The organism is Halopelagius longus, assembly GCF_900100875.1.
Taxonomy (GTDB): domain Archaea; phylum Halobacteriota; class Halobacteria; order Halobacteriales; family Haloferacaceae; genus Halopelagius; species Halopelagius longus.
Window position 1 is genome coordinate 134,439 of record NZ_FNKQ01000006.1, and the last position, 26,465, is coordinate 160,903.

General features: G+C 65.3%; 28 protein-coding genes. 9 read left to right on the top strand and 19 right to left on the bottom strand.

Annotation, left to right across the window (positions count from 1 at the left end):
* Nucleotides 1-3 precede the first annotated feature (3 nt).
* Nucleotides 4-1,539, bottom strand: coding sequence for an FAD-dependent oxidoreductase (locus BLS11_RS18170; protein ID WP_092539223.1), 1,536 nt, complete (start codon nt 1,537-1,539; stop codon nt 4-6).
* 175 nt (nt 1,540-1,714) lie between these two features.
* Here BLS11_RS18170 and BLS11_RS18175 point away from each other — a divergent pair, with 175 nt between their 5' ends.
* Together BLS11_RS18175 and BLS11_RS18180 are read left to right on the top strand one after the other, a co-directional pair.
* A complete protein-coding gene (locus BLS11_RS18175; protein WP_092539224.1) occupies nt 1,715-2,041 on the top strand; it encodes a TFIIB-type zinc ribbon-containing protein in 327 nt (108 codons plus the stop codon).
* 152 nt (nt 2,042-2,193) lie between these two features.
* Entirely contained in the window at nt 2,194-2,763 is a 570-nt protein-coding gene (locus BLS11_RS18180; protein ID WP_139172828.1) for a hypothetical protein, read from the top strand.
* Between the two features lie 124 nt (nt 2,764-2,887).
* Here the strand turns inward: BLS11_RS18180 and BLS11_RS19575 are convergent, their stop codons facing one another.
* The 6 genes from BLS11_RS19575 to BLS11_RS18200 all read right to left on the bottom strand — a co-directional run bounded on the left by BLS11_RS19575 (nt 2,888) and on the right by BLS11_RS18200 (nt 5,740).
* Entirely contained in the window at nt 2,888-3,064 is a 177-nt protein-coding gene (locus BLS11_RS19575; protein ID WP_175454501.1) for a hypothetical protein, read from the bottom strand.
* Nucleotides 3,065-3,456: 392 nt separating this feature from the next.
* A complete protein-coding gene (locus BLS11_RS18185) occupies nt 3,457-3,843 on the bottom strand; it encodes an SPW repeat domain-containing protein (RefSeq protein WP_092539226.1) in 387 nt (128 codons plus the stop codon).
* Between the two features lie 2 nt (nt 3,844-3,845).
* A complete protein-coding gene (locus BLS11_RS18190) occupies nt 3,846-4,418 on the bottom strand; it encodes a vitamin K epoxide reductase family protein (RefSeq protein ID WP_092539227.1) in 573 nt (190 codons plus the stop codon).
* Nucleotides 4,419-4,571: 153 nt separating this feature from the next.
* Complete coding sequence (locus BLS11_RS19905; protein ID WP_258555553.1) at nt 4,572-4,700, bottom strand: hypothetical protein; 129 nt, start codon at nt 4,698-4,700, stop codon at nt 4,572-4,574.
* 87 nt (nt 4,701-4,787) lie between these two features.
* Complete coding sequence (locus BLS11_RS18195; protein ID WP_092539228.1) at nt 4,788-5,345, bottom strand: YciE/YciF ferroxidase family protein; 558 nt, start codon at nt 5,343-5,345, stop codon at nt 4,788-4,790.
* A 68-nt stretch (nt 5,346-5,413) separates the two neighbouring features.
* Nucleotides 5,414-5,740: a DUF5789 family protein gene (locus BLS11_RS18200; RefSeq protein WP_092539229.1), complete on the bottom strand. Its 327-nt coding sequence runs from the start codon at nt 5,738-5,740 to the stop codon at nt 5,414-5,416.
* Between the two features lie 166 nt (nt 5,741-5,906).
* On the opposite strand from BLS11_RS18200, the gene BLS11_RS18205 reads away from it, so the two are divergent.
* Complete coding sequence (locus BLS11_RS18205; RefSeq protein ID WP_092539230.1) at nt 5,907-6,620, top strand: NADH-quinone oxidoreductase subunit B; 714 nt, start codon at nt 5,907-5,909, stop codon at nt 6,618-6,620.
* 150 nt (nt 6,621-6,770) lie between these two features.
* Here BLS11_RS18205 and BLS11_RS18210 read toward each other — a convergent pair whose 3' ends face one another.
* From BLS11_RS18210 to BLS11_RS18225, 5 genes are all read right to left on the bottom strand, one after another.
* Nucleotides 6,771-7,163 carry a hypothetical protein gene (locus BLS11_RS18210; protein WP_092539231.1) on the bottom strand — a complete coding sequence of 131 codons (393 nt, stop codon included), beginning with the start codon at nt 7,161-7,163 and terminating at the stop codon, nt 6,771-6,773.
* On the bottom strand, nt 7,163-7,987 hold the full coding sequence (locus BLS11_RS18215; RefSeq protein WP_092539232.1) for a DUF2391 family protein: 825 nt from the start codon (nt 7,985-7,987) through the stop codon (nt 7,163-7,165). Before BLS11_RS18215 ends, BLS11_RS18210 begins: the two co-directional genes overlap by 1 nt.
* Before the next feature lie 87 nt (nt 7,988-8,074).
* Nucleotides 8,075-8,230 (bottom strand): hypothetical protein, encoded by a 156-nt coding sequence (locus BLS11_RS19580; protein ID WP_175454502.1) that lies wholly within the window; start codon nt 8,228-8,230, stop codon nt 8,075-8,077.
* 200 nt (nt 8,231-8,430) lie between these two features.
* Complete coding sequence (locus BLS11_RS18220; RefSeq protein WP_092539233.1) at nt 8,431-9,063, bottom strand: DUF2238 domain-containing protein; 633 nt, start codon at nt 9,061-9,063, stop codon at nt 8,431-8,433.
* Between the two features lie 103 nt (nt 9,064-9,166).
* Entirely contained in the window at nt 9,167-9,595 is a 429-nt protein-coding gene (locus BLS11_RS18225; RefSeq protein ID WP_092539234.1) for a CBS domain-containing protein, read from the bottom strand.
* Nucleotides 9,596-9,808: 213 nt separating this feature from the next.
* Here BLS11_RS18225 and BLS11_RS18230 point away from each other — a divergent pair, with 213 nt between their 5' ends.
* Together BLS11_RS18230 and BLS11_RS18235 are read left to right on the top strand one after the other, a co-directional pair.
* A complete protein-coding gene (locus tag BLS11_RS18230) occupies nt 9,809-10,168 on the top strand; it encodes a hypothetical protein (RefSeq protein WP_092539235.1) in 360 nt (119 codons plus the stop codon).
* A gap of 235 nt (nt 10,169-10,403) precedes the next feature.
* Nucleotides 10,404-11,147, top strand: a complete 744-nt coding sequence (locus BLS11_RS18235) for a mechanosensitive ion channel family protein (protein ID WP_092539236.1) — start codon at nt 10,404-10,406, stop codon at nt 11,145-11,147.
* 144 nt (nt 11,148-11,291) lie between these two features.
* Here BLS11_RS18235 and BLS11_RS18240 read toward each other — a convergent pair whose 3' ends face one another.
* Together BLS11_RS18240 and BLS11_RS18245 are read right to left on the bottom strand one after the other, a co-directional pair.
* Nucleotides 11,292-11,597: a hypothetical protein gene (locus BLS11_RS18240; protein WP_092539237.1), complete on the bottom strand. Its 306-nt coding sequence runs from the start codon at nt 11,595-11,597 to the stop codon at nt 11,292-11,294.
* A 121-nt stretch (nt 11,598-11,718) separates the two neighbouring features.
* The gene (locus tag BLS11_RS18245) at nt 11,719-13,167 is read right to left on the bottom strand and encodes a DUF2171 domain-containing protein (RefSeq protein WP_092539238.1); all 1,449 of its coding nucleotides are present in this window, start codon (nt 13,165-13,167) and stop codon (nt 11,719-11,721) included.
* A gap of 264 nt (nt 13,168-13,431) precedes the next feature.
* On the opposite strand from BLS11_RS18245, the gene BLS11_RS18250 reads away from it, so the two are divergent.
* Entirely contained in the window at nt 13,432-14,037 is a 606-nt protein-coding gene (locus BLS11_RS18250) for a DUF7553 family protein (RefSeq protein ID WP_092539239.1), read from the top strand.
* Nucleotides 14,038-14,063: 26 nt separating this feature from the next.
* On the opposite strand, the gene rdfA is transcribed toward BLS11_RS18250, so the two are convergent.
* The 5 genes from rdfA to BLS11_RS18275 all read right to left on the bottom strand — a co-directional run bounded on the left by rdfA (nt 14,064) and on the right by BLS11_RS18275 (nt 21,992).
* A complete protein-coding gene (gene rdfA, locus BLS11_RS18255; RefSeq protein ID WP_092539240.1) occupies nt 14,064-14,717 on the bottom strand; it encodes a rod-determining factor RdfA in 654 nt (217 codons plus the stop codon).
* Nucleotides 14,718-14,954: 237 nt separating this feature from the next.
* Nucleotides 14,955-15,461: a universal stress protein gene (locus BLS11_RS18260; RefSeq protein WP_092539241.1), complete on the bottom strand. Its 507-nt coding sequence runs from the start codon at nt 15,459-15,461 to the stop codon at nt 14,955-14,957.
* 412 nt (nt 15,462-15,873) lie between these two features.
* The gene (locus BLS11_RS18265) at nt 15,874-19,107 is read right to left on the bottom strand and encodes an N-6 DNA methylase family protein (RefSeq protein WP_092539242.1); all 3,234 of its coding nucleotides are present in this window, start codon (nt 19,105-19,107) and stop codon (nt 15,874-15,876) included.
* Nucleotides 19,108-19,192: 85 nt separating this feature from the next.
* Nucleotides 19,193-20,524 carry a polysaccharide deacetylase family protein gene (locus BLS11_RS18270; RefSeq protein WP_092539243.1) on the bottom strand — a complete coding sequence of 444 codons (1,332 nt, stop codon included), beginning with the start codon at nt 20,522-20,524 and terminating at the stop codon, nt 19,193-19,195.
* A 136-nt stretch (nt 20,525-20,660) separates the two neighbouring features.
* Nucleotides 20,661-21,992: a polysaccharide deacetylase family protein gene (locus BLS11_RS18275; RefSeq protein WP_092539244.1), complete on the bottom strand. Its 1,332-nt coding sequence runs from the start codon at nt 21,990-21,992 to the stop codon at nt 20,661-20,663.
* Nucleotides 21,993-22,440: 448 nt separating this feature from the next.
* On the opposite strand from BLS11_RS18275, the gene BLS11_RS18280 reads away from it, so the two are divergent.
* The 3 genes from BLS11_RS18280 (at nt 22,441) to BLS11_RS18290 (ending at nt 26,321) form a co-directional block, all read left to right on the top strand.
* Nucleotides 22,441-23,742, top strand: a complete 1,302-nt coding sequence (locus BLS11_RS18280; RefSeq protein WP_394327409.1) for an antibiotic ABC transporter permease — start codon at nt 22,441-22,443, stop codon at nt 23,740-23,742.
* A complete protein-coding gene (locus BLS11_RS18285) occupies nt 23,743-24,723 on the top strand; it encodes a hypothetical protein (RefSeq protein WP_092539245.1) in 981 nt (326 codons plus the stop codon).
* 113 nt (nt 24,724-24,836) lie between these two features.
* Complete coding sequence (locus BLS11_RS18290; RefSeq protein WP_092539246.1) at nt 24,837-26,321, top strand: twin-arginine translocation signal domain-containing protein; 1,485 nt, start codon at nt 24,837-24,839, stop codon at nt 26,319-26,321.
* The last annotated feature ends 144 nt before the right edge of the window (nt 26,322-26,465 follow it).

The window sequence follows — 26,465 nt, forward strand, 5'->3', positions numbered from 1 at the left end:
CGTTCACTCCTGCGTACCGGGGTTCGAGAGGCCCTCGACTGCGGGGCCGTCGATGACGTCGCCGTCCACCTCGAACCGCGACCCGTGGCAGGGGCAGTCCCACGACTTCTCCGCAGCGTTCCACTTGACGATGCAGTCCATGTGCGTACAGACGGCGGAGACGGCGTGGAGTTCGCCGTCCTCGTCGCGGTAGAGGCCGTACGGTTTGCCGTCGTGGCGGACGATTCGGGACTCCCCCGCGGGCGGCGTCACCGTCCCGGAACCGAGTAGCCCCTCGGCCCACCCCTCGACGAACTCCTTTGCGACCTGGGTGTTCTCCTTGACCGCCTTCTTCGCGCTCGACTTCGAGACGCGAGTCGGGTCGTACACCCCCTCGTAGGGGTTCGAGCGACCGAGTGCGAGGTCGGCGAGGAGTTCGCCCGCCGCCGTCCCGTTCGTCATCCCCCACCCGCCGAACCCGGTTCCGACGTAAACTCCGTCGGTTCCCGGGCCGGCGCGTCCGACGAACGGAATCCGGTCGGGGGTCCCGTAGTCCTGCGTGGACCACCGGTACGGCATCGACTCGACTTCGAACTGCTCGTCGGCGTACCGTTCGAGGCGTCTGTACCGCTCTTTGCTGTCGCCGTGGCCGGTCTTGTGTCCCTCGCCGCCGACGATGAGTAGGTCGTCCTCCCCGGCGACTTTCGTCCGGATCGTCCGTTCGGGCTCCTCGGCGCGGTAGTACATCCCCTCCGTCGGCGCGTCGTCCGTACGAATCGTCACCACGTACGAGCGGTGCGGGTAGAGGCGGGAGAAGAACAGGCGGTGGTCGAGGATGGGGAAGTGCGTCGCGACGACGACGGCGTCGGCGGTCAGCGTCCCGCGGTCGGTGACGACGCGGTTCCTGTCGCCCGACTTTATCTCCGTCGCCTTCGTCCCCTCGAAGATGTCGTTTCCGGCGTCTTCGACGGTCTCCGCGAGTGCGAGCAGGTACTTTCGGGGGTGGAAGCGCGCTTGGTCCTCGACGCGAATCGCCGCCTCCACGTCGAACGGCAAGGGGGTGTCTTCGACGAACGCCGCGGGGATGTCGAGGGCCGTCGCGGCGTCCACCTCGTCGGAGATTTTCGCGCGTTTCTCCGTCGATTCGGTGTACGTGTACGCCGCCGTCCGGTCGAAGTCGCAGTCGATGTCGTACCGGTCGACCCTCTCTTTCACCGTCTCGATGGCCTCTTGGTTCGCGTCGGCGTACCGTCGCGCCTTCTCCGCGCCGAATTCGGAGCGGAGGTGGTCGTAGATGAGTCCGTGCTGGAGGGTCAACTTCGCAGTCGTCCGCCCGGTGACTCCCTCGACGATGCGCCCCGATTCGACGACGGCGACGTCCGCGCCCTCCTCCGAGAGTCTCGTCGCCGCGGTCAGTCCGGTGATGCCGCCGCCCACGACGACGACGTCCGCCTCTCCGTCGCCGTCCAACGGAGGGTACGACGTGGGCTCGGTCGTCGACATCCAGACCGATTCGGTCGGGTGCGATTCGGCGTCGTCCGGTGCGTTTGTGTCGCTCATGGTGATAGGAGTCTCGACCGTGAAAGCTAGTCGGGGCGTCTCACCATCGGCTCAAAAGTATCGTGCCTGCGAGGGTGAGACGCTCGAACGGACAGTCTCGGCGGTTCGGAGGCGGTTCGCGGCGGTTCGGCGAACGGCAGGTGGGACTAAGTACGAAAGCGTCCAACAGAGGGCCATGAGCAGTTACGGTGAGACTCCCGACGACGAAGACCGGGCAGAGGTCAATGAACTCTCGTTCGGTACGGCTCTGTACACCGAGGACGGAACGAAGGTGGGGACGATTCGCGGGATGACGAACGCGGGCGTGTTCGTCACGGTGCGAGAGGGTGCGGAGGAACTCTCCGTCGAACACGCCCGTTCGGGCCACAACTTCGGGATGGCGGAACTCATGTGGCGGTGTACGGACTGCGGCGAGATGGGACAGATAGACGAGGGCCTCCCCGGGACCTGCCCCAACTGCGGGACGGAGAAGGAGAACCTGATGTACTGGACCGAGGACTGAACGGCGCGAGGCGAACCGTCTGCTTTTCGAGGTGAACGGAAGTCGAGTTCGGCAGTTCGCAGACCGTCAGCGTCGAGTGGCGGCGCGGACGGGCATCTCCGCCTTAGTTTGCAAGCATGGGCCTCTTGGACGGTGTGTCCGTAGCCCACTCGATGGCATCTCGTAGAGCGTCGCAGTCGGCAGACGGATCGAGTAGCGGACAGAGTCCCTCGTTGAAATCCCGCGGCAAGTCTATCGCCACGGACGTGGTGAAAGACCGCGGGCGGACGATGCTCAAGGAGGTCCTGAAGGAGGCGATGGTCGAGGCGATAGAGGAGGCCGACCGCTACGAACGAAAGGAACCCGAGGAGAGCAGTTCCGCGGACCAGACGGAACAGACCGAGTCGGACCAATCGTCCGGGTCCGATCAGTCCTCGTCTTCGTCCTCGAAGCTCTCGTGGATAGTGCCTCTCGGCATCAGCGTCGCCGCCGTCTACCTCTGGCGGCGACAGATGTCGGGCGAGAAGGGCGTCCAGAAGTCGATAACCGAGTGGAAGGGAGACGACGAGTCCTCCGGGGGCGAAAGCGACGAGAGCACCCTCTCGGACGACGAAGACACCGGATACGGTACCACGGACGGTGAAGGGATGGAATCGCCCGAAGGCGTCGACACGGACGAGAGCGGACGCTCGAGCACCGAAGAGGACGACGACGAGGCGGCTGAGACGACCGAGACGCCCTGACACCGCGGACGAGCCGCTCTCTCGTTTTCGAGCTGGTTGAGACGGTCGGTGACTCGCCGTCGCGTCCGAACCGTCGGTGTGACGTGCGAAAAGAGGTGGAAAGGCCGTATCGATGCCGAACTCGTTAGCCGTGCATCGGCATCATCGACTCGATTTCGTCGTCCAGCGTGAGGTGTCGGTTCACCTCGCGCATCGTCGCGCGTATCGAGCAGTAGTCGGCGACACGTCGCTCGGCCGAGAGGAGCGGCCGGGAGCGTCGTTTCGGCAGTTCGATCCTACGCTCGGGTTCGTCGAATAACATGGGCTAGTGGGGTGAGGGAACGGTGATGTTCGTGCGACACGGAAGTCGCCGAGTGACGGCTGCGGTGACCGGGGGAGAGACTCCGACCGGCGCGTCTCGTCGTCGGGTTCGCGGGGAAGCGTCGCTCACCGAGGGAGGAGAGCAGACGGAGACGAACTGACGGACGCTCCGGTCGGAGTCGGGAAGGGGGGGGACACATCGTTGTGGTACTCCAAATGGGAACGGCCTCGGTGATACACCCTGTGCCTGTATGTGTAGGGTGAGCGCGTTCGCCGAGAGCGGTAACTGCCGAAGATACCGCCTCACGTGGCGAAATACGCCATATTTAGCGGTATGAGCTGGTTGGACGTGCTTGCAAATGTGTTACACACTAACGCGACAGCGCGCGTCAGTCACTCGTCTCTCGACCGGTCGCCGACGTCGCCGGTCCAAAGCGAGGACCACCCGCCGCCGAAGGACTCGGAGGTGCGCCCGCGGACGAACGCCAGACAGACGAGCAACGCGCCGGAGAACAACGCGTTGGCCGTCGCGGCGGGCGGGTGGGGGACGACGAACGGCGCGGAGAAGAGCGGTAGCGTGAGTAGCGCGTTCACCAGCCTGAGCGGTCGCACGTGCTCCCAGAGGGCGACGAAGGAAACGCTCGCCGCGAGGACGCCGACGACGTGGTGGACGTCGGCCGCGAAACCGTCGTACCCGACGAGACGCGGCGAGGCGACCAACCACGCGCCGACGAGAACGCTCAGAGACTGGGCCCACGCGTTCCGAACCTTCGGAACCACGACTACCCCTCGGACTCGTTCGCCCGCGAGCGTACGTGCGACCCCTTCCAGAACGCGCGCCAGAGCGACCCTCGGTAGTCGTACACCTGCCGAAGGTACTGGAGGGAGGCCAGCGTCTCGTCCGTGGCCGTTCCGACGAGAGCGAGCGACGCCGCCGCCGCGAGGAGACACGGCGCGGACCACGCGCCGACGAAGACGGACTGCGCGAGGAGAAGCGAGACGCTCCCGGCCCCGAGAATCAGCGCGGTGGCCCCGAAGAGGATGGCGACGCAGGGTTGCGTCCGCCATCGTTCCGGTCCTTCGAGCGTCGCCGTCGCGGCGGCGGCGGCGAACCCGAGCGACCCGAACGCCGAGACGGGTACCGAGAGCACGTACGAGACGGACGAGGTCAGAACCGTCCGACTCGCGGTTCCGAAGAGAGGGTCCCAGACGGACGAGACGACGCCGAGTTGGAACGACGCGAGGTAGACGGTCGTCGCCAGACCGAGCATCGAGAGCGCGACGCTCCGCCGTCGCTTCGAGGGGTTCGACGGGTTCGTCTGCCACCCGTGCGGGACGCGTTCGTCCCTCCTCATCGTTCGGGTCTGACCGCCGGGAAACCGAGCAGACCGCTCTCTCCGACCGATTCGCCCCCGACCGTACAGTGGTTGATAGTGAGTGTCATGGGAGAGTTTCGAGGTTCGTCTGAGGGCTTCTACCGCCACCACCGACAAAATCGTGACGGCTGTTCACACGGCGGGGGCGACGCCGGCGTACACTGCGACGATGTACACGGCGATGACGAGGGCGACAGCGATAATCGCCGCCATGAGGTACGTGAACGCACCGTCCGGGGACGTCAGTTCGGGAAACTCCATGGATGAGTATATCTCCTATCGATTGTTAAACGATATGGCAGATTCGTCGAGGAAACTCACAAGTCGGAGAGGGGGCGCGTTCGCCGCCTACACGACCGTCGTCTCGTCTACGAGGTGGGCGAGAACCTCGTCGGCCCCGTCGCCCTCCGCGAGTTCCGTCATGCGTCTGCGGGCCTCCTCGTCCTCCTCGCGGTTCGCCGCCAGCGTATCGACGACGCCGTCGTCGAGGTCCAACGCCTCGGCGAGTTGCAGTAGCGAGTCGTAACACTGCACTTCGAGTTGTTCGACTTTCGCGCCCACGTCGAGGTAGTAAAGCGGCCGCGCCGCGTCGTTGAGTACGACGTTGTTGAACTGCTCTTTCTCCGCGAATATCTCGTCGACCGCCCGAATCTCGTGCGTCTCGGGTTGCCGGTCGAGTGCGTCGAACACCTCCTCTAACCGCCCGACGTGCGTCTCCGTCTGGTCGTGGTGCGTCCGGAACGCGTCGTGGACGTCCTCGCGGAACGACTCGTCGGCCTGTTCGTCCAGCGTCTCGATGTTCGCCTGGTCGGCTAACTCCGCCAACTCCTCGGCGACTTTCGTCTCGATGTAGTACGCGCCTTTGAGTTCGTAGAAGAACAGGTCTCCGGCGTCTTCGATGTTCATGTACGGTACGAAGTCGGACGGAATTCGGTTAACTATTGTGGGAAACGAGGCGACAGAATCGAGAGCGTTCAGAACGACTGTTGGAAGTCCTCTTCGTCGCCGACGGTCGGCGGGTCCCGGTCGCTGTACCGGGGTCGGCCGACCGCGTTCCGACTGACGCCGTTGAGGACGGCCAGTTGGAGGTCCTTCGAGGTGTCGTACGTCTCGCTTCCCGACGTTTCGAGGATGGGTCTGAGCATCTCGGAGTCGCCGCCGGGGTAGTTGACGATCACGTCGTCGAACTCCTCGAGGAGTTCCTCCGTCGTCACCGGGAACTCCTGTTCGCTGAACATCTCGTTGATTCGGTTCATCTCCAGAGAGCGAAGCTCTCCCGTCGTCTCGAGGTCGTCGGTCATCACCAACTCTGTTCTCGGCAAAGCCACAAAAGTCTGCGGCCCGCACCGTCACGACGTCCTCGTTAGGCCGTAAGCCTATGTACGACGAGGCCACTACCCCTAGTGAGACGGCTTCGGGAGTCGCACCGTCACCGGCGGGGCGTTCCTCCTACCAACCAGACTAATCATGAGCGAGAAACAAGAGAAACCGTTCGTTACGCCGGACAAAGACGAGGTAATGACCGGAACGCAGGACGCCCGGAAAGGGAACACGGGCGTCGATACCCGCTTCAACTCGCCGCTTCGGAAGGCCTTCGGTTCGACGCCGTTCATCCTCACGAAGTTCGACAAGTTCATGGAGTGGGTTCGCGGGTCCTCGATGTTCATGCTGCAGTTCGGTATCGCCTGCTGTAGCATCGAGATGATGCACACGTACGCGGTGAAACACGACTTAGACCGCTTCGGGTCGGGCGTCCCCCGGGCGTCGCCGCGACAGGCAGACGTGATAATCATCCCCGGTACTATCGTCTCGAAGTTCACACCGCGGATGAAGCGCGTGTACGACCAGATGCCCGAGCCGAAGTTCGTCGTCGGCATGGGGTCGTGCACCATCTCCGGCGGCCCGTTCCAAGAAGGCTACAACGTCGTCAAGGGCGCGGAGGAAGCCATCCCCGTGGACATCCACGTTCCGGGATGCCCGCCGCGCCCCGAAGCGCTCGTCTACGGCGTCGCCAAACTCCAAGAGCGCATCGCCAACGGCGAGTCCTCGCCCGTCGTCGTCAAACCGTACGAACTCGAACAGTTCGGCGACCTTTCGCGCGACGAAGTCGTGCAGGGCCTGGCCGACGAGATAGACGAGGACGACTTAGTGATGCGGTACAACTGGGCCGACTCCCCGTAGCGAACTTCGAGCAGGCGGCGTCCCCGTCGGGCGATTCTCGCCCGTCCCTCGTCGGTCCGAACGTCCGGGTATTCCATTACACCGATATATCTGTAACGGGAACGGGTAACGGGAGGCGTCACTCAGGTATCGACGAACGAGCGCGCTCCGTTACTCCTTCCACGCGGCGACGGACACCCCCGGGTCCTCCGTTCCGGGCGGACAGACGATTCGACCGTATCGCGTCCCGTCCGAGGGGACGTTCGTGAACTCCAACGTCGTCGGCGGCGACGTGCAGTTCGCCTCGACGGTGGCCGACTCGATGCCGGCGTCTTGGTCGTTGGCGAACTTGACCACGAAGACGACGTCGCCGTTCTCCATCGTCTGTCGGTTCACGACGTCCACCGTGGGCGCGGTAGCCGAGTGCGTGGAGACCATCTGGACGGCCGCGAAGGCGAACAGCGACACGGTGAAGGCGACGCTGACGAGGATTATCGCCTTCTCGACGGCGGACATCCCGCCGTCCGGTCCGCCGTCCTTCGCGCCGTCGGCCGACTCGCTCATCAGATGACCACCTCCCCGGCGCTGGCCCCGACGGAGGCGAGAAACGAGAGGACGACGACCTGTTGGACCGCCTCCGAGAGCGTCGTGTCGATGAAGTGTCCGAAGGCGGCGAGGAGGGCGACGGAGACGGTTGCGGCGACGGCGTAGGCGACGAACGCGATTCCCCACTGGTGGACGCGCGAACGGGTCGAGACGCGCCCCTCTTGGTCTCGGAAGCCGAGTTCGTGAAGGATGAGTTGCGAGACGAGGAGGCTGACGACGATGAGAAGTAGCGCGTGGGCCCACCCCATGTGGCTCGCTATCTTCTCCATCTCCTCCGTCGGGGCGACGGGGAACGCCACGAAGAGAGCCCCGAGCGTGAAGACGGCGACGTTCTTCGGGAAGTCCGCCTCGCCGCCGGACGTCTCCCCCTCTTGGACGAGAAGGTTGGAGACGGAGGCTCCGAACCCCAGCGGAACGACCTGAATCAGACCGTGCCTGACGACGACGGGAAGCCGGTCGTTGAGCGTGAGGATGCCGAACAGGAGCAAGACGAGGTACGCCGTGACGAAACTCTGAAGCAGTAACTCGGAGAAGTCGACGACGACTCCCCACCACCTCCGCTCGGAGGGGTCCCGGCCCTGAACGCGGAAGTTGACGTGTCTGGTGGTGACCGTGACCACCGCGAGCCCGCCGACTGCGTAGACGAGAAGGTAGCTCATCGGAAGCGTGGCGGCGAGCCACCACGTCTCCATCGTGTACAGGAGCGAGAGGCCGACGACCAGAAGCGCTCCAGCGATGCCTCGCCCTTGGTCCCGGAGGAGCGATGCGTGCGTCTCCCTCATCGAGAGACAGTTCCGAACCGACTCCTAAATACGTGTTCGCCGGACGGCTCGGCGGCCGAGGGTCGCGTCCCTACCGGCCGAACGGCGTCACTCCGGAATCGGTTCCTCGCACTGCTTTCGGGCGCGGTCGCCGTACGCTTCCAGAGCGACGACGAACTCCTTCGGCGATATTCCCCGGTCGCTGGCCCGTTCGGCGGTGATGTTGAACTCCTGAATCAGCCACGTGAAATCTTCTTCGTCCATGTGTTATCTCTTGTCGCGAAATACGCGTTCTGGTATAAGTTCTTGTTGGTTTTAATTTCCTAATACGGATTACACGATGTTCGTTTTTCTCCCGGTTACGCGCATTACAGCGCGGTCGAACGGCCGACTCGAACGATAATCCGACAGAGGGGTTTCGGACGAGCACTCGAAAACGACGCGTCCGGGACGGCCGAGGGGACTCAGGAGAAGGGGCGGCGGGCGACGAGTTTCCGCGCGAGCGTTCGGAAGTACCGCGTCCCCCCGATTGCGACGGCGACGCCCCCGAGGGCGGTGAACACGATGTCGGTGACGATGTCCGAGACGCCGAAGACGACGAGCACCGACTGCGTGCCGAAGGCGTGCCCGAGTTTCGTCGCCGCGAACTCGACGACTTCCCACAGGACCGCCGCCGCCAGAGAAAACAGGACGAGAGCGACGGAGAGGTACGGTTGCGGGAGGGAGACGCCGTCGGCGTGGCGGTTCGCCGTGACCACGACGGCGTAGGCGACGCCGGTGACCGTGAACGACGAGAACGCGTGCGTCGCGTAGTCCCACCACCAGATGTTCCGGTACGGACCGAGCGTCCCGATCGCGTGCAGGGTGGCGGCGGCGGTTATCAACAGGACGATGTGCAGGTCCATCCGGAGACCGATTTCGCGGCGGACGACCGCGGGAAGCCAACTGACGGCGAAGGAGACGCCCGCGTTGAACGCGACGCCGAGGTTACCGCGGACGACGCCGAAGACCGCCAGTCCGGCGAGAGCGAGTTGGAGAAACCGCGTCAGGAGGTACTCGTGGCGGTCGGTTACGGTCGGCCCCGAACGGTGCGCCATACGCGGTGTACCGCCGGGAGAGAGGAGTATCTTCGGGCGGTCCGGGTGGCACCGACGGCGCGTCTCCGCCGAGGGACAGCGCAGTCGTCCGCGGCCGGTCGCCTCACGCGGGCGAGTACTCGGGCGACTGCTTCTCGATGATGTCGGCTATCTGTTCGAGTTCGCGGCCGACCGTCGCGACGACGTCGTCGACGGTGACGATTCCGACGAGTTCGTCGTTCTCGTCGACGACCGGGAACCGGCGGACGCCCGTGTCGCTCATCTGCTCTATCGCCTCGTAGCCTTCGATGTCGGCGTCGATGGTCTGTACGTCCTCGCTCATTATCTCCTCGGCGGCGGTGGACGACACGTCCATCCCGTCGGCGGCGGCGAAGGCGATGTCGCGGTCGGTGACGATGCCGACCGGTTTCTCGTCCTCCTCGATGATTATCGACCCGACCATCTCGGACTCCATCTTCCCGGCGATTTCCTTGAAATTCGTGTCTTTGCTTGCTGTGACTGCGTCTTGGGTTGCGAGTTTACCGATAGGCATTGCAGTTGTCACTTCCGCCCGAGGGGTTACCAAGATAGTGCCTGCATTTAGTGGAGGGTGGTCCCGGCGGACGCGGGGCGAAAACGGCGTCTGGGGGTCGAACGCGCCGGTTGGGTGGAGAGAGAGCGTTCGAAGGAGTTCGATTGGGGGAGGGGGAGCGTACCTGAATAGGAAGGCACAGCGCATAGTTGACACGGGTCTAACAATTATGGCATGGCGCTCATCGACACGGCTATCGTTTTCGTCGTCAGTTTGCTCATCGGCGCGGCCGCGATTTACGTCGGCGCGCGCATCATCGTCGACGAAAGCGACTTCACGTACGCTATCGTCTCGGCCCTCATCGCGTCGATAGTGTGGAGCGTCGTCGCCTTCTTCGTCGGGTGGATACCGCTTCTCGGGCCGCTACTTGCGCTCGTGGCGTACATCGGCGTCATCAACTGGCGCTACCCCGGAGGCTGGATGCAGGCCGGCGGAATCGCGCTCATCGCGTGGTTGATTTCGCTCGTCATCCTGTACGTCCTCGCCACCATCGGATTCATCGCGCCCGGCGCGACCGGCGTTCTCGGTTCCTGACCGAGTCCGGCGTGCCGCCGGCCGCCGCGAGCACACGCCATCTCGACCACTGTGGACCGTCTTTTCGTCGAACGGCGTCCGAAATCGCTAGCCGTGCGGACGGCGGGTTCTCCCCCCGCGTTGTTACGGAGGTATCCCTGTAACGCGCGTTCGTCGCACACCGGACTGCGCGTCCCGGCACACACAGGCATCGAAGTTAATCGATCATGAGCGAATAGCAATGGGAGGGTGCAACATGATTCCGACAGTACTACAGTTAGAAGCGGTACCGGAGTTCCTGCAACAGACCATATCGCAGATAGTCGCGTTCCTACCGCGACTCGTCAGCGCGATAGTCATCCTCATCATCGGGTGGCTAATCGGCATCGTGGTGGGCAAAGCGGTACAGCGACTCGCCGACGGGGCGGACCTCGACAAACGGGCGCGCGGGACGCCTCTCGGACGGATGTTCGGCGACGGCGACACGACGAGAAGCGGACGGGGAATATCATCGGCGCTAGGTTCGTTGACCAAGTGGTTCATCGTCGCACTCGCGGTGCTGGCGATGTCCAACGTGTTAGCGATCCCGCTGCTCTCGCAGTGGATTTCGCGCGCGGTGTCGTTCCTGCCCACGTTCGTGGCCGGACTGCTCATCATCCTGTTCGGGTTCATCTTCGCCGATTTCGTCGGCGACATGATAATGCGGACGCGGGCGGCGACGGAGACGGCCTACACCTCGTGGTTCGCCCTCGGAACGAGGATGTTCCTCTACTTCACCGTCGTCGTCATCGGCCTGGACACGATGGGCGTGGACGTGCAGATACTGTACCTGTTCGCCCGCGCACTGGCGTGGGGACTCGCCGCGGCAATCGCCCTCGGCGTCGGCATCTCCGTCGGGGTGGGCGGTCACGAGTACGTCTCGGATAACATCGACCGCTGGATGAGTCGAGCGTCCAACTCGACGCCCTCGCCGCAGACGCAACCGTCTGACGACGACTGACGGGGGATCGAAGCGGACGAAACGGGCGACCTCTCTTTTTGACGGTCGCCGAGAAGAAGACGGCCGCGACGACTACCGACTCGAAACGGCCCGCCGCGTCCGTCGAGAGATATCGCACGGAGGTGCGACGGACCGGCCGTTCGCTCACTCCTGGTCGCTCTCGCGTTCGACGAGTCGGAGGGGTTTGTCGCCGCCGACGTCCGTCTCCGCGTCTTCGGCGTAGACCAACTCGAGGTCCTTCTCCTCGAACTCGTCTTCGAACGCCTCCCAGCTTATCTCCTTGAGGTCCTCGTTTTCGTCGCGCATGCCGACCCGGAGGAGTCCGCCGTCGCCTTGCCCCTCGCTCTGCGGTTCGTGGGCCGGATACCCGCCGTGATTCTCGATGACCGTCCGTGCAAGCGTCGGTTCGGTCGTGCGTCTCACGTCGGCGTCGTCGGGTTCGTTCGACATGGTGTGCGGGGGATGGGACGGAACGCACTTGGGTACTCCGGCTCCCTCGATGCCGACGCCGTACCCGGGGCTGTCGGTGCGGACGGCGAAAGAAAACGGGATACTCGGCGGACGGACGGGCTTACGTCGCGGTGGACGGCGACGAGGACGTCGAGACGTAGACGTGGTCGTCGGTGATGCTCGTCACGCTCTCGGCTTCGACGGGGTAGGTGTCCTCGTCCTCGTCGCTCCATCCGAGGGACTCGGCGATTTTCTCGGTGAGCGAGTGGTCGGGTTCGACGTAGATGGTGTCTCCCCGCACGTCTTTGACCTTCCCGACGTTCTCGCCGTCTTGGTTGACGACCTGCTTGCCCTCGTCCTCCTCGGAGGGGTACCGTTCGGGCGTCGCGGCGACGGAGTCGTCGGGACGCTGACCGGACCCCTCGTCGGTGGACCCGACCATGCCCTCGACGGAGCCTTCGGACTCGGTCATCCCCGCGTCGGAGTCGTCGGTGATTCCCTCGCGGGAGCCTTCCGACCCGGTGATTCCCTCGCGGGAGGTTTCGGATTCGGTCATGCCTCCCTCGACGGTTCCGGTTCCTTCGACCTCGGTCCCCTCACGGGACTCTTGGGCGGCGAGGAGGTCGGACTGGAACTCGTAGTTGGAGACGACTTCGCTCGAGAGCTCCGTCTCTCGGACGGTCGCCGATTCGAGGGTCTCGCCCTCCGTGAACGTCCCGGTGAGGAGTTTCTGGACGGTGATATCCTCCTCGACCATGGTCCGGACCGGCAGTTGGGTGCGGACGACCGCGCCCTCGTGGTACTCGCTTCGGATGTCGCCGCGTTCGATTATCTCGTTGGCCCCCACCTCGTCGCCGAACATACCGCTCTGCAGCACCGACCGCTGAACGTGTTCGGTGTCGACGCTCGCCTCGATATCGTCGGACACGGTCGCGTCCGTCTCGGCGGCTTCGGTGTCGACGACTCGACTCTCGACGACTAACTCCTCGGTTCGCTCCTTGGTGAGTCGCCACTCCTCGTCGAGGGTGGCCTCGACGCCGATGTCCTCGTTCGGCGGGAAGCTGGCGTCGTACCGGTTGATGTTGCTCACCTCTATCGTCTCGGGATCGTCGACGAGGAGTCCGAACTCCACGAGTTCGCGGTCGAGGAGTTCCGCCTCGACGATCTCCTCGTCGATGATTCGCCTGTCGACGACTTTGTTCTCGATGGTCGCCTCTTCGACGATGGTTCGCTCGACGACCTTCGTCTCGGTGACTTCGCTCGTCACCGTCTCGCCTTCGAGGAGGGCTTCCTCGAAGCCCTCGCTGTCGACCGTGGCGCGTGTGGCCGCCTCGTCGCGGTCGATGACCTCGAAGTCGCCCTCACCGTGGTACACGACGACGCGTTCGGACTGTTCCAGTTCCCGTCCGAAGTCGTCCCACGTCATCTCCTCGTGCGTGTCCGTCACCTCGGACTCCGGGACGATTCGGAGTTCGTTGGACTCGCCTTCGACGCCGGAGTAACGGACCGGGATGGCGTCGTGGTCCTCCTCCTCTATCCATCCTCGTACCGTGTCGTGGTCTCTTGTCATTCGACTCTCGCGACCGGTATCGTTTTCTCTAGACATAAGACACTCACACTCATGTTCGGTGCGAACTGCCTTATGCGCGGGGGCCAATCCGAGCCGTTCCGGACGTTTCAAAGCCGCTACCGATAAAATTCCGGAGGAATCGACGTCGGAACGAGAGGGGAGAGCGTCCGGCGGAGACGGACGCGTCCGCGACCGGCACCGGGCCGAAATCGACCGTTCGGGCCACAACAACTACCTACGTTACCGACCGAACGCGGAACAGCGATGGCAACCGTACCGCGGATTATCGACATCAGAGACAACCTCGAACGCGCCCGCGAGGAGAGCGACGGGGACATCGACGACGAACTCGACGCCGTCGAAGAACAGATAGCGGAGTACACGGAGCGAACGGAGACGGAGGGAACCGACGAGGAGGGCGTCCTCGACACCGTAGACAACCGCCTCCTCAAGTTGGAGACGCGCGCCGACGGTGCGGTCGAAGAGCAGTTACACGCCGCCCGCAATCGGATTCACCTCTTTCGGAACGCGCGGTCCGGGGCGGTCGACGGCGTCTCCGTCATCGACGTGGAGACGCGGTTCGCCGACGCCGGGACGGACAAAATCGAGGACGACGCGGCGGGCGAGGAAGTCGAGTTCTGGGTCGTCCTCGCCAACGACGGCGAAGAGCGCTCGGTCACCGTCGAGATACCGTTCTACCGCGACGACGAGGAGGTGACGAGGGTGAGAGGCGAGTCGATACGCCTCGGCGCGAACGTACAGGAGACGGTCACGCTCATCACCGACGTTCCGCAGGAAGCGGAGTACTACACGGTCGATATCGACACCACCGACTCGGTCGAAACCTCGTCGTCCGTCACCGAACGGTGACGGCGTCGGCGCAACGCCTCACCCCCTTACCGGTCGAGTTCGACCGGGCAGTCACAGCGGTCACGTTCGAGGAGTTCCCGCGGGGAGTACCGCGCGCCGCACTCCTCGCAGAGAATCCGGATTTCGACGTACGCGCTCGGACTCGTTATCGAGAACAGACCGGCGTCGCAGAGTCTCCGAACCGTCTCGTCCACGATGACCCGGATTCGGTTCCGGAGCGCTTCGATTCGGTCCACGTCGCGTTCGACTCTCGACGAGGGGCCCGTCTCCCGTTCGTACTCCGCCTCGAGACAGTTCTTCAGGTGGCGGTACACCGTCTGATGGGTGACGAAGTCGTCCCGAACCTCCGCGACGGAGACGCCCTCGAACTCCAGTCGATTCTCGGCCTGCACGCGGTGGCCGGCGCTCGACTCCTCGTCGGTCAGGAGGCGGTAGACGTTCTCCACCTCGCCTTCGAGGGGGTTCATTCCGGCGTCGAACATGGCGGACTCCACCACTCGCTGGTTGAAGTGGTCCGCCAACTCGCGCAGACTGTAGCGGTCCTCCTCGTCGGTCGTCCAGAGAACACCCAGTTCCCGCGACACGTCCCCGAGACCGTATCGGTCGGCGACGCTACCGACCTTACAACCGCAGTGTACCCTCGGAGAGGGGCCGCGAAGGGATGCGGCTTCGTCGGTCATTCCGTTACTCGTGCTTGGTGGTTGGGCCCATTAAGCGCACGGGTGACGCCGCCGCCGTCGTCCGAACTGCAGGCAGTAGCCTCTTACTCCGCTAGCCGGGCCGTCCTGTGAGAAGCCGAGCCGAGACAGCAGTTCGTCGGTGCGGGCTTCGACACGTCTCCGCGCATCAGGTTAGTTCCGACCGGCAGGGTGCCATCGGCTTTTACGAGGAAGTCTCCTCTCGTTCTCGGAGGAACGCTACAGTTTGACGGGGTTAGAGACGGTGAGAACCGGGATGTCCGTCCACTGGAGGACGTGGAGGAGGTCGCCGCCGATAGTCGACGGGCCGTCTATCTTCCGCCGACCTTTCCCCATCACTATCATGTCGATGTCGTTCTCCTCCGCGTAGTCGAGAATCGCCTGCGTGGCCGACGCCGTCCGTATCTCCCGGACGAACGAAACCCCGCGGGACTCCGCGCGGTCGGCCATCTGCGTGAGGGCGGCGTCTCCCTGTCGTTCGAGTTCCTGTCGGACGATGGCGTCTATCTCCTCGTGGGAGTACTCGGCGTCGTCGGAGGACGGACCGTCGAGGACGTTCGACGATTCGACGGCGTAGAGTCCGTGAACCGTCGAGTCGAACATCTGCGCGATTCGGAAGGCGTGTCCGGCGGCGGCGACCGACTCCTTTTTCGTGTCGTGAGGGACGAGGATATCGTCGAGGGGCGTGGGACGGACGGACGAGTCGTCCGCGTCGCTCGTGGGCATCGCATCGGGCTTGTTCGCTCTCGTGCATAAACTGCGGGGCCGCCTATAGCCCGCGTGGACAGTTCGGCGCCCCGACGAAACGCGAAGCGACGTTCGTCGTGGAGAGAAAATGAATATAAATAATCGTAATGCACTTTTTCGTGTATCCGATATCACATCCCGGAATAGAACGCTCCTATACGCGAATCCACGCGCGAAAAAGGCCGCTAACTGCGGAAACCGGTGCTCTGCGAGTAGAATTTGCAAAGATTCTAGAATTTTTGGAATTTCTAACCCACAGAGCCTGATAACCCCTGTATTTGATCCCGGTAGGAGTCAGTCACTCCAGTCCTCCACGAGCGTTAGTCCAAGAATATTTGTTCTATCGAGTGGAGATCGCCGTCGAGAGAACGGGGAGCGAACCGGCCGGAGGTCACGGGCGGAGCGACGACCACCCGTCCACGTCGGCCATCGTCGCCCGGACTGCGGCGAGTTGGTCGTCGGTCAGTCCGACCAGTTCCGCGACCCGCCGGTCGATGCGGGCGTCGAGTCTGCGGGCGCGGTCGGTCAGAGACGAGTGCCGGTCGCGGACGGCGAGATAGCGGGCCATCGTCTCGGCGTACTTCGAGGGGTCCGGGACGCGGAGCGAACCGAGACGCGCGGCGGGCGTCGTCCGACTGCTCCGTCCGACGCGGCGCAGTCCGGTCGCCCGCCGGTCGGCCAACGACGCCCCGGAGACGGCGGGTATCCACGCGTCGAGGACGGTTCGAACGTCGGCGGCGGCGTCCGAGAACCGGAGTGCCTCGCGCGGCGGCGTCGCCCCGCCGCCCTCCCGGCCGTAGGAGACGGAGAGGACCGCGTCGGAACCGTCCGCGCGGACGGAGAGCGAGTCGATTCGGAGTCCGGGCGTCGTCCCGCGGTGGGCGGACAGGAGGGGGTCGTCCGCCGGCGTCGGGTCGAACGCGGCGAGGGGAACATCCGCCTCCTCGAACGCGACGTGCGAACGAACGTCCGAATCGAGTGCGAGTCGCGTCCGCGCGAGTTCGACGCGCGACTCGACCAACGCCACGAGTTCCGAATCCGTCTCGCCGGACCACACCGGAAGCGTCTCGTAGTTCCGTTGGTTCTGCTGGGGGAACTGCGCCGGGTAGGCGTTCCGCCGGACGTAGTGGTAGTAGTTACACACCGTCGAGTTGACCGCCCCGAGGAGGTGATGCAACGCCGCCTTCGGGTCGTCGTGGTCCACGTGCAGGTCGTACACGGACTTGAGGTTCGTCCGCCCCGCCTCGTCCGCGGCGGCGACGAGGAAACTTCCGGTCTGTCGCGCGACGAGTTTCGGCGGGTCGTACACGTCTTTCGCCACCGCGTCCGCCTCGACGTACCGGACGGCGTCGGGGCGGATTCCGTACGGTCTGACCGCCGCCCCGGAGACGATGGGGACGCGCCCCTCGCCCGGTTCGTCGGCGATTCGGTCGTCGCGCTTGCCGAACTCCTCGCCGCGGCCCACCGACGCGCGCGCGGACACGGCGTCGAGTCCTTCGAGTTCGCGGAGTATCTCGTCGGCGCCGTCGTCGCGGAGGAGTTGGAGCCGGGCGTAGCGTTCGCCTTCGGCCACCGACCGCCGCAGGCGACGGTACTCGAACGAGTCGGTCGCCGCCGCCGCCGCGAACTCCTCGGCGTCGCCGTGCCACGTCAGAATCGGGTCCCGTCCCTCGTCTGCGCCGACGACGATAGCGGCCCCCTCGTTCGCGTCCGAGAACACCGACCCGACGCGGAGGAGGTGGGTGAGTCCGCCGTCGCGGAGGAGATACCGCCGGAGGGATTCCGCGCCGAGGCGGACGAGGACGGCGTCGGGGACGACGAACCCGAGGCGGCCCCCCGGCGCGAGTCGCCGCCCGCGTTCGAGAAACGCCGCGGCGAGGTTCGGTTGGGTACCCTCGGCGGACTCGAACGCCTCGCGGATGGACGACCGAACGTCCTCGGAGAGACGAGCGCTGATGTCGGCGCGGCCGGCGGTGCCCTTCCACGGCGGGTTCCCGACCACGGCGTCGAACTCGACTCGGTCGCCCGCCGCCGCGACGGCGTCCGGAAACAACTCCGACGCCGACCCGAGGAGGGAGTCGCCGGTCACCAGTCGGTCCGAGAGGGAGGGACGCTCCGTCCGGTCGAGTCCCTCGCCGAGCGTCTCCGCCCAGAGCGTCAACTTCGCCACGTCGGTCGCCCGCCGGTCCCGGTCGACGCCGTAGACGCAGTCGGAGACGATTCGGGCGCGCCGCGTCGCGCGCGGGACGACCGGCGCGTCGTCGTCTCTCGCCGCCTCGCGCGCGGCGTCGGTCAGACACCCCACCGCGGCGACGAGGAAGTTCCCGGTTCCCATCGCCGGGTCGAGAACCCGCCTCTCGCGGACGCGTTCCTCGAACGTTCGGTCCGAATCCGGGTCGCTCCGGGAGTCGCGGCCGGCCGCCTCGGCGTCTCGGTGCGCCGCCGCCGCGAGGGGGCGAACCGTCCGCGCGACGACGTACGAGACGACCGGATCCGGCGTGTAGAACGACCCCTCGTCCTTCCGGCGACCCGCGACCGACGGGTCCGACTCGGCGGTGAACGCGCCGCGCGCGACGAGTTGCTCGTAGACGGCCCCGAGGAGGCGGGCGTCGACCGTCCGGTAGTCGGCTTCGACGACTGCCCCCTCGACCGGAACCGCCGCGAGGAGTGCGGCGAGGCGAACGGCGTCGGCGACGCGGGCGAGTTCGTCGGCCGAGAGTATCGGCAGAGGTTCCGGGAGGCCGAACGCGTCCATCGGGTCCGCCCGCGCGGCGGCCCTCGTCCACCGGCGAAACGTCTCGGCGTGCGTCCGGGCGAGTGCGTCCTCCGTTTCGCCCGCCGCGGCCGCGGCGTCACGAAGGGCACGCCGGGCGGCGACGAGTTCGTCCGCGCCGACGAGGGCGGACCGTCCCGTACGGTCGGCGACGAACAGGTCGAACGAGAGGCGCGCGACGAGTGCCGCCGCGGGCCCGAGGCGGTCCGATTCGGACGCTTCCTCGACGGCGGTCACGGTTCGGGCGCGGAGGCGTTCGCGAACCGCGCGCCGCCGGTCGCCGTCCGCGGCGAGGAGAGCGTCCGCCGCCCCCGACGCTCCCCCGCCCGTTCCGTCGGCCGCCCCCGCGAACGCCTCGGGGGAGAAGAGCGCGACGAACGGTTCGAGCGCTTCCGGACCGGCGGCCGCCCGGGCGGTCACGTCGACTTCGTGGTACCGTTCCTCGTCGGGCGTCCCGCCGTGGAGTCGCCAGTACCGGCCGTCCGTCGCGACGCCCCACTCGGGGCCGCCGTCGGACGCGAGGCGGGAAACGAGGCGTCGCGTCGTCCGCCCGCGCCCGTGCGGTTCGAGTTCGCCGGGGGCGACGCTCTCGAACGCGACGGACGCGGGCGCGCCGTCCGCGGTGTCGTCGTACCCGAGTGCGCCCCGGACCGATTCGACCGCCTCCGCCCGACTCGCCCGTTCGACGGCGTTCGCTACCCGTTCGGCGGTGTCGCCGAGGGTGGCTCGGTCACCCGACGAATCGGGGTCGGCGGCGTCGCGCCGGGGTTCGACCGCCGCCGGGAGGTCGACTCTGAGCGTGGCCGGCGAGAAGAGGGGTTCCGGCGCGGTCGAACGGCGATGCCGGGGCATCTGATAGGGACAATCGACTCGGCAGTGTACAAAAATCTAGGCGTGGGTGCGTCGGGCGAGAACGCCCTCGCCGACCGGTTCGGGGTCACATGCCCGTCGATTGCATCTCCCAGAGGTCGGACGCGGTCACGACGCGGAGGCCCAGTTCCTTGATTCGCCGCATCGTCTGCTCGAACTCCCCGGTCGTGATTCGGTCACCGCCCCCGCCGACGGTGTGGTACATGATGACCGCGACCTGACCGCTCCGCTTCGCCCGTTCCAACGTGCGGAGCGTCGTCTCCACGTCGTCGCCGTTGACGCGGCCGACGGTCATCGGGCCGGTGATGCGTCCGGACGGGCATCTGCCGCCGAGAAAGCCCATGTAGTGGTACTTCGCGCCCAAATCGAGCGTCTTCGCGTCGGTACGGCCGAACGGCCAGATGACGAACCGCGCGCCCTCTTCGAACCCGTTCTCGACGAGCCACCGCTTGGAGGCTCGAATCAGTTTCTCCTGATGCTCCGGGGAGTACGCGGGGAGAGGATTCTCGTCCTGTGGGTGGCTCACCACGTCCCACCCCGCGTCCCGCATCTCCCGGAGTCGCTTCGGGCCGATTCGGCCCCGTTGATCCGCGACCCACGGAATCGCCCCCACGACGCCTGAGAACCCGTATTTCTGCATGATGGGGAAGGCGTTCCGGTACTGCGTCACGTTGATGTCGTCGAAGGTGATGACGACGGCCGGTTCGGACAACTTCGGCGTCGTCCGGAGTTCGTCGACGTTGCAGGAGGCGGCCTGCTCCGCGCCGACCCACGTCTGGATGCGCACCTCCCGAACGTCGCCGAGGTCGGGTTCGCCGACGAACTCCGTGGGGCCGAAGTCGAGGCGAACCCACCCGCGGACGCCGCCGACGGGGTGCCACATCTCGATGCGGTTCTCCCGGTCGGGCGCGAGGAGTTGCAGGCGGAACTGCGTAACCCTGCTTTGCCCCTCTCCGGGGTGGACCGCAAGCGAGAGGTCGCGGTCGCTCAGGTCGAGTCCGTCCTCGAACCGGCGGTATATCCACGCACGGGACTGGTCCGGCTTGGCGGTCAGGCGCGCGGACTGCACCCCCTGCACCACCGTCGAGAGGTCACCCCCCACGTAGCCGTCGTAGGTATTCCACCGCGAGATGTCCTCGAACCCGTCGAAGAGTTTCCCCTGACACCGGAGGGCCTCCCGGCTGTCGAACTCGACGACGAGGGGATCCTTCGAGTCCCTCTTCTCGGGCGTCTCGCACGAGTCGTCGGTGGTCCCGTTTATCTGTTGCCCCGCGGGGTGGTCGACGACGGGTTCCGGAGTCGTTTCACCCGATCCCCCGAGACACCCTCCGAGGCCGCCGACGACGAGTGCTCCCGCCCGGAGGGCCGACCGCCGTGAGAAGGACGTGTTCCCGTCCATCGATAGTATAGAGTGCGGTACCGACTGTTGTTATATGCGTGTTAAGTGAGAACACGTGACATTCTTCGAGTGCAGACTGACACCGCGTATCCTCGAATAGAGAACCGATTTCGGTCGTTTACGGGCTAAGTCGACGTTACATGCCCGTCGATTGCATCTCCCAGAGTTCCGACGGCGTCAGAACGCGGAGTCCCAGTTCGTCGATTCGCCGCATCGTCCGGGAGAACTCCTCGACGGTGGCCCTGTTGTCGTTCGTTGCGCCGACGGTGTGGTACTCGACGACGACGACCTGACCGCTTCGCTCGGCGCGTTCGAGCGCCTGAAGCGTTCGCTCCACGTCGTCGCCGTTGACGCGGCCGACGGTCATCGGGCCGGTGACGCGTCCGGTCGGCGACTGCCCGTCGAGAAAGCCCATGTAGTGGTACTTCGCGCCCAAATCGAGCGTCGCCGCGTCGGCCCGACCCCCCGGCCAGTGGACGAACCGCGCGCCCTCTTCGAACCCGTTGTCGAGGAGCCACCGTTTGACGTTCCTGAGCGCCTCCTCCTGTTTCTCGGGCGAGTAGTTCGGGAGCGGTTTCTCGCGCCGGGGGTTGCTCACGACGTCCCACCCCTCGTCCTGCATCTCTCGGAGTCTGGACTCGTCGAGGTGTTTGAACGTCCCGAGGAGTCGCGGCGTCACTCCCACCGCCCCCGAGAACCCGTACTTCCGCATGATGGGGAACGCGTGCTGATACTGCGTGGTGTGCACGCCGTCGAAGGTAACGACGACACCGGGGTCGGACAGTTTCGGCGTCGTCCGCAGTCCGTCCACGTTGCACGACACCGCGTCCGCCTCCCCGGCGAGCGACTGGATGCGCACCTCTCGAACGTCGCCGAGGTCGGGGTCGCCGACGAACTCCGTGGGACCGGAGTCGAGGCGCACCCATCCGGCGACGCCGTCGACGCCGTGCCACATCTCGACGCGGTTCTCCCGGTCGGGCGCGAGAAGTTGCAGGCGGAACTGCGCGACGCGGGTGTCGCCCTGCCCGGGGTGGACCGCGAGGGACACGTCCCGGTCGCTCAGGTCGATACCGTCCTCGAACCGGCGGTACATCCACGCGCGGGACCCGTCTTTCGAGGTGAGGCGCGCGGACTGCGTCCCGCTGGCGACCGTCGAGAGGTCGCCGCCGACGGACCCCTCGTACGTCTTCCACTGTGAGAGTTCTTCGAACCCGTCGAGGAGTCGTCCCTGACAGCGGAGGGCCTCCCGACTGTCGAACTCGACGACGAGGCGGTCGTCGGAGTCCCGCGTCTCGGGTCTCTCGCACGTCTCGTCGGTCGTCCCGCCTATCTCCTGCCCCGCGGGACGTTCGACGATAGGCGTCGGCGTCGACTCGTCGCCGCCCCCCAGACAACCGGAGAGCGTCGCCAGCGCCACCGCGCCGGTTCCCAGCATCGATCGTCGCGAGAGGGGCGTATCCTCGTCCATTGCCCTTTTCGACGCTACTCTCAAAGTTTGTTATGTATCTATTAAGCAGAACGGACGCGGAGAATCGTCGCGCCGCGCGGGACGCGGAGGACGGGCGCGCGCCCGAACGAGAGGAGAACGCTCGGCGCGCAGACGCCGATTACACCCGTCCTAACCGACCGAATCCTCTGAATCCGGCGGCCGAGCGGAGCGCGAGAGGGACGGAGGGAGGCGGAGTGCGGCGGACGGCCGCGGGCGGCGGACGGGGCGATGGGCGTCGGCGGAGAGTCGGCGGAACGACGCGACGGCGGCGGTCATACGCCGTATAACAAAGCCCCGGTGACCTGTCTCTGCTCGTGAACGCAAACGGCCGAGCGAGTCGCTCGGCGAGGATTTCAAACCAATGATTCCCTCATCAGATATCGTCACATCGGTTCTCGAACCGCTGCGCGAACGCCGGCGGCGTCGGCTGAAGCGGGCGCATCGTCTCTCTCTCGACTCGCGGCGCGGCGCCGACGACCGGGAGTTCATCGTCGGCCTGCTGGAAGACACGCTCGCGTACGCGAGGGCCCGCGACTACACCGGGTACGACTACTTCGACGGGATGAGCAGCAAACTCCTGCGAGCGCTCCCCGTCGAGGACCAGTGGGTGAACATCGCCGTCCAAGAGAGCATCAAGCGCGCGCCGGTCAACGTCCGTCCCTTCTTCCTCGTCGAACAGCGTCAGAACTTCAAAGGGAGCGCGCTGTTCGCGATGGCGAATCAGACTGCCCACCGGTTCACGGGCGACGAACTGTACGCGAACGAGGCCGACTACCTCGCGAACTGGCTGCTGGAGAACCAAAGCGAGGGGTACAGCGGGTTCTGCGGCGGTCACCGCCACGCGATGCAGCAGATAGGCGAGTTCCGCGAGGCGGAGACGCCGAACGTCATTCCCACCTCCTTCGCGGTGAAAGCGCTCTGCCGACTCGCCGACAGGGACGAACGGTACGAGGAGGCGGCCAAATCTGCGGCGGACTTCCTCGTCGACGACCTCCGGTACCAAGAGGTGGACGGCGGCGCGCGCATCGTCTACCAACCGGAGTACGACGGGGAGTTCTACACGCTCAACGGCGGCGCGATAGGCGCGCGCCTCCTCGTGGACCTCTACGACCAGTTCGGCGACGAGGAGTACCGCGAACGCGCCGCCGCACTCCTCGATTACATCGCCACGAAGCAGACGGACCTCGGCGGGTGGAAGTACCGCGACCCGCCGTCGGCGTCGCACCTCTCGATGGACAACCACCACAACGGCTTCATCATCGAGTCGTACCAGCACTACCACGAGGTCACCGGCGAGAAGCGCTACGAAGAGACGCTCGATAAAGCGCTGGAGTTCTACCGCACCGTCCTCTTCGACCCGGACGGCGGCCCGAACTGGGACGAGTCGAAGTCGTACCCGAAGGACATCCACCACGCGACGCAGGGCATCATCGTCTTCTCGAAGTCGGGCGACACCGCGTTCGCGCGGCGCATCATCGACTGGACCCTCGCGAACCTTTACGGCGGTCAGGGACAGTTCTACTACCAGAAGCGCCGGCTCTACACCAAGAACTTCACGCTGATGCGGTGGTGTCAGGCGTGGATGGCCTACGCCCTCGCGGAGTACCTCTCTGCGACCGCCGACTCGGATGCGGTCGCGGACGGAGCAATCGCCGCCGGAACGCGAGCCGAGGAGAGCGAGGAGACGAGCGGAAACACCGCGGAGACGCCCGCGACGGAGGGAATCTAAATGGACACATCGATACTACTCAACAACCTCAAGCGGTACTGGAACGACCCCGAATGGTGGCGCGACATCGCCCTCCCGTTCGGGGTCCGCGCCGGCGTCGTCCAACCGTACTTCGAGTACGTGGAACCGCGCGAGGAGGGCGTCGAGTACTTCGACGAGGACTGGGACAACCTCGTCATCCTCGACGCCTGCCGCTACGACATGTTCGCCGAGAACAACACCATCGAGGGCGAGTTGGAACACCGCATCTCGAAGGGGTCGAACACCGAGGAGTTCCTCAAGCGGAACTTCCGCGGCGGGCAGTTCGACGACGTGGTGTACGTGACCGCCAACCCGCAGGTGGACGTCCGACTCGACTCGCCGTTCCACGACACCGTCTCCGTGTGGCGCGACGCGTGGGACGACGAGTTCAACACGGTGACGCCCGAGGCGATGGTGGAAGCGACCCTCCGCGCGAAGGAGGAGTACCCCAACAAGCGCATCGTCAGCCACTTCGTCCAACCGCACTACCCGTTCATCGGTCCGCGGGGCCGCGAACTGTTCGGCGAACAGGCCGGTATCGAACTCTCGCGGCGGATGGCCGACGGCGAGGAGGCCAAAAGCGACCACATGAACGTGTGGGACATGCTCCAACGCGGCGAGATAGACGAGTCTACCCTCTGGGAAGCGTACGAGGAGAACCTCCGCATCGCCCTCCCCCACGTCGAACGGCTTATCGACGAACTCGGCGGTAAGAGCGTCGTCACCTCCGACCACGGGAACCTCGTCGGCGAACGTCCCGAACCCTGTCCGGTGCCGATGAAGATGTACGGCCACCCGCCGGGCGTGTACGCCGACAACCTCGTGAAGGTGCCGTGGTTAGTCGTCGAAGGCGAGAGTCGCCGGACCGTCTTCGCCGAGGAGAGGTCGGACGAATCGAAAACCGGAGAGTCAGCCGACGAAGCGACCGAACGACTCCGCGATTTGGGATATCTCGAGTGAGATGGCGTCCCCTCTCCGCGCGCCGCGGACGGTCCCCGTTGGTGTCGAACTCCCAGATTGTGTCTTTACGGTGAATATAACCATACCGACAAGCGGGCAAGGAACGAGATAGAATGAACCGCCGTCGGTATCTCAAACTGCTCGGTGCGACCGCGGCCGCCGGTGCACTCGCGGGGTGCGGCGGCGAAGATACCACCGAGTCGCCGCCCACCGGTACCTCCACGCCGTCGAGCGAATCGGCTCGAACTCCGAGCGGTGAGTCCGAGACGGAGTCGAAACCGTACGGGTTCGACTTCGATACCGTCCTCAACGCCGTCGACGACCTCGGGATGGACCCGACGGGGGAACAACCCATAGACGACGCGTTCGTCGGGTTTCTCGGCCGGAAGTCCACCCTCCTCGAGTTCCCGCCCGGACGCTACCGCTTCGAGAACTCCCACGAGGTCGAACGCGCGAACACGTTGGGCGTTCGCGGCATCGGAGAGGACAGAGGAAAGGTCACCTTCTGGACGCCCGCGAAGGACGGACGGGAGTTCATCAACGTCCGAAACGGCGGTAACGGGTTTCTGTTGGCGGACGTCACGTTCGACCACGGAAACGGCCCGGGATCCATCGGGAACATCCTCCGGTTGGACGACAACCTCCGCGTCCAGAACGTAGAGCACGTCGGGTTCAACCCGACGAGGCAGAACGGCGCGGTCGATAATCTCAGCCCGCAGATACTCTCGAAGAACGGGACGGCCATCGTCGATACGTTCGTCCGGACCGGACCGACGAACATCGTCTCGCACGGCCACCTGAACGGGACGGCCAACGCCGGATGCATCTGGCTCGGCGAGGACCACGTCGGACGCCTCGTCATCAGAAACAGCCTGTTCAAGAACACCGGGACGAACACCATCTACTGTTCGCGCGCCCCCGGCGGCGTCGAGGTACGGAACTCCGAGTTCGTCAACAACAACCAGGCGTCGATACGCATCGGCGGACGCGGGTCGTTCGTCAAGAACTGCACCTTCAAGGTCGATACGGAGAACGCCGCGAGGAAAAACAAGGGGAAGCTGATAAACCCGAACGGAATCGTTTGGGAGACCGGTAACCTCGGGCTGAAAGGCGGATACATCGAGAACTGCACGTTCGTATTCGAATCCGCACCGAAGGGCCGCATCCTCTCGGGCATCTGGGCCGACGGGTCCGCGGGCGCGTTCGAGGTTCGGAGTTGTCGGTTCGTCATCAACGTCCCGAACGCCCGCGCGATTCGCGTCGACGACCCGAAGGACCCGCGCCTCGGAACGACGGCGGCGAAACCGTGGGGCGTCAAGTTGACCAACATCGTCGTGGAGGGAGAAGTCGCGACCAGTACGACGCCCCTCATCGAGATAAAGGGCCGACCGAACTCGATTCTCTCGGACTGCTGTCTCTCGGTCCCGGACCAGGAGGGCATCGTCAGGCTCGTCGGGTCGCCCGGCAGTTCGTTCAAGAACATCAACGTGAGCGGCTCCGGAAACTGGCTGAAAGCCAAGACGAACAAGTTGGTTACGGAGAACGTCACGAGAGAGAACGTCTGCGCGTCGCTGACCGAATCGGTCGGGGCGAACTGACGGCCGGACTACACTTTCATACGCCGTTATTCCCGTTCCCACTCGGTTAACACGTCCGTAAATTACCCATTAACGGCCGTTTTAGAGCCTTAGAGCCGAGAATCGTCGATACAAGTAGGAAGTAAATACATTCAGGAAAAGAGT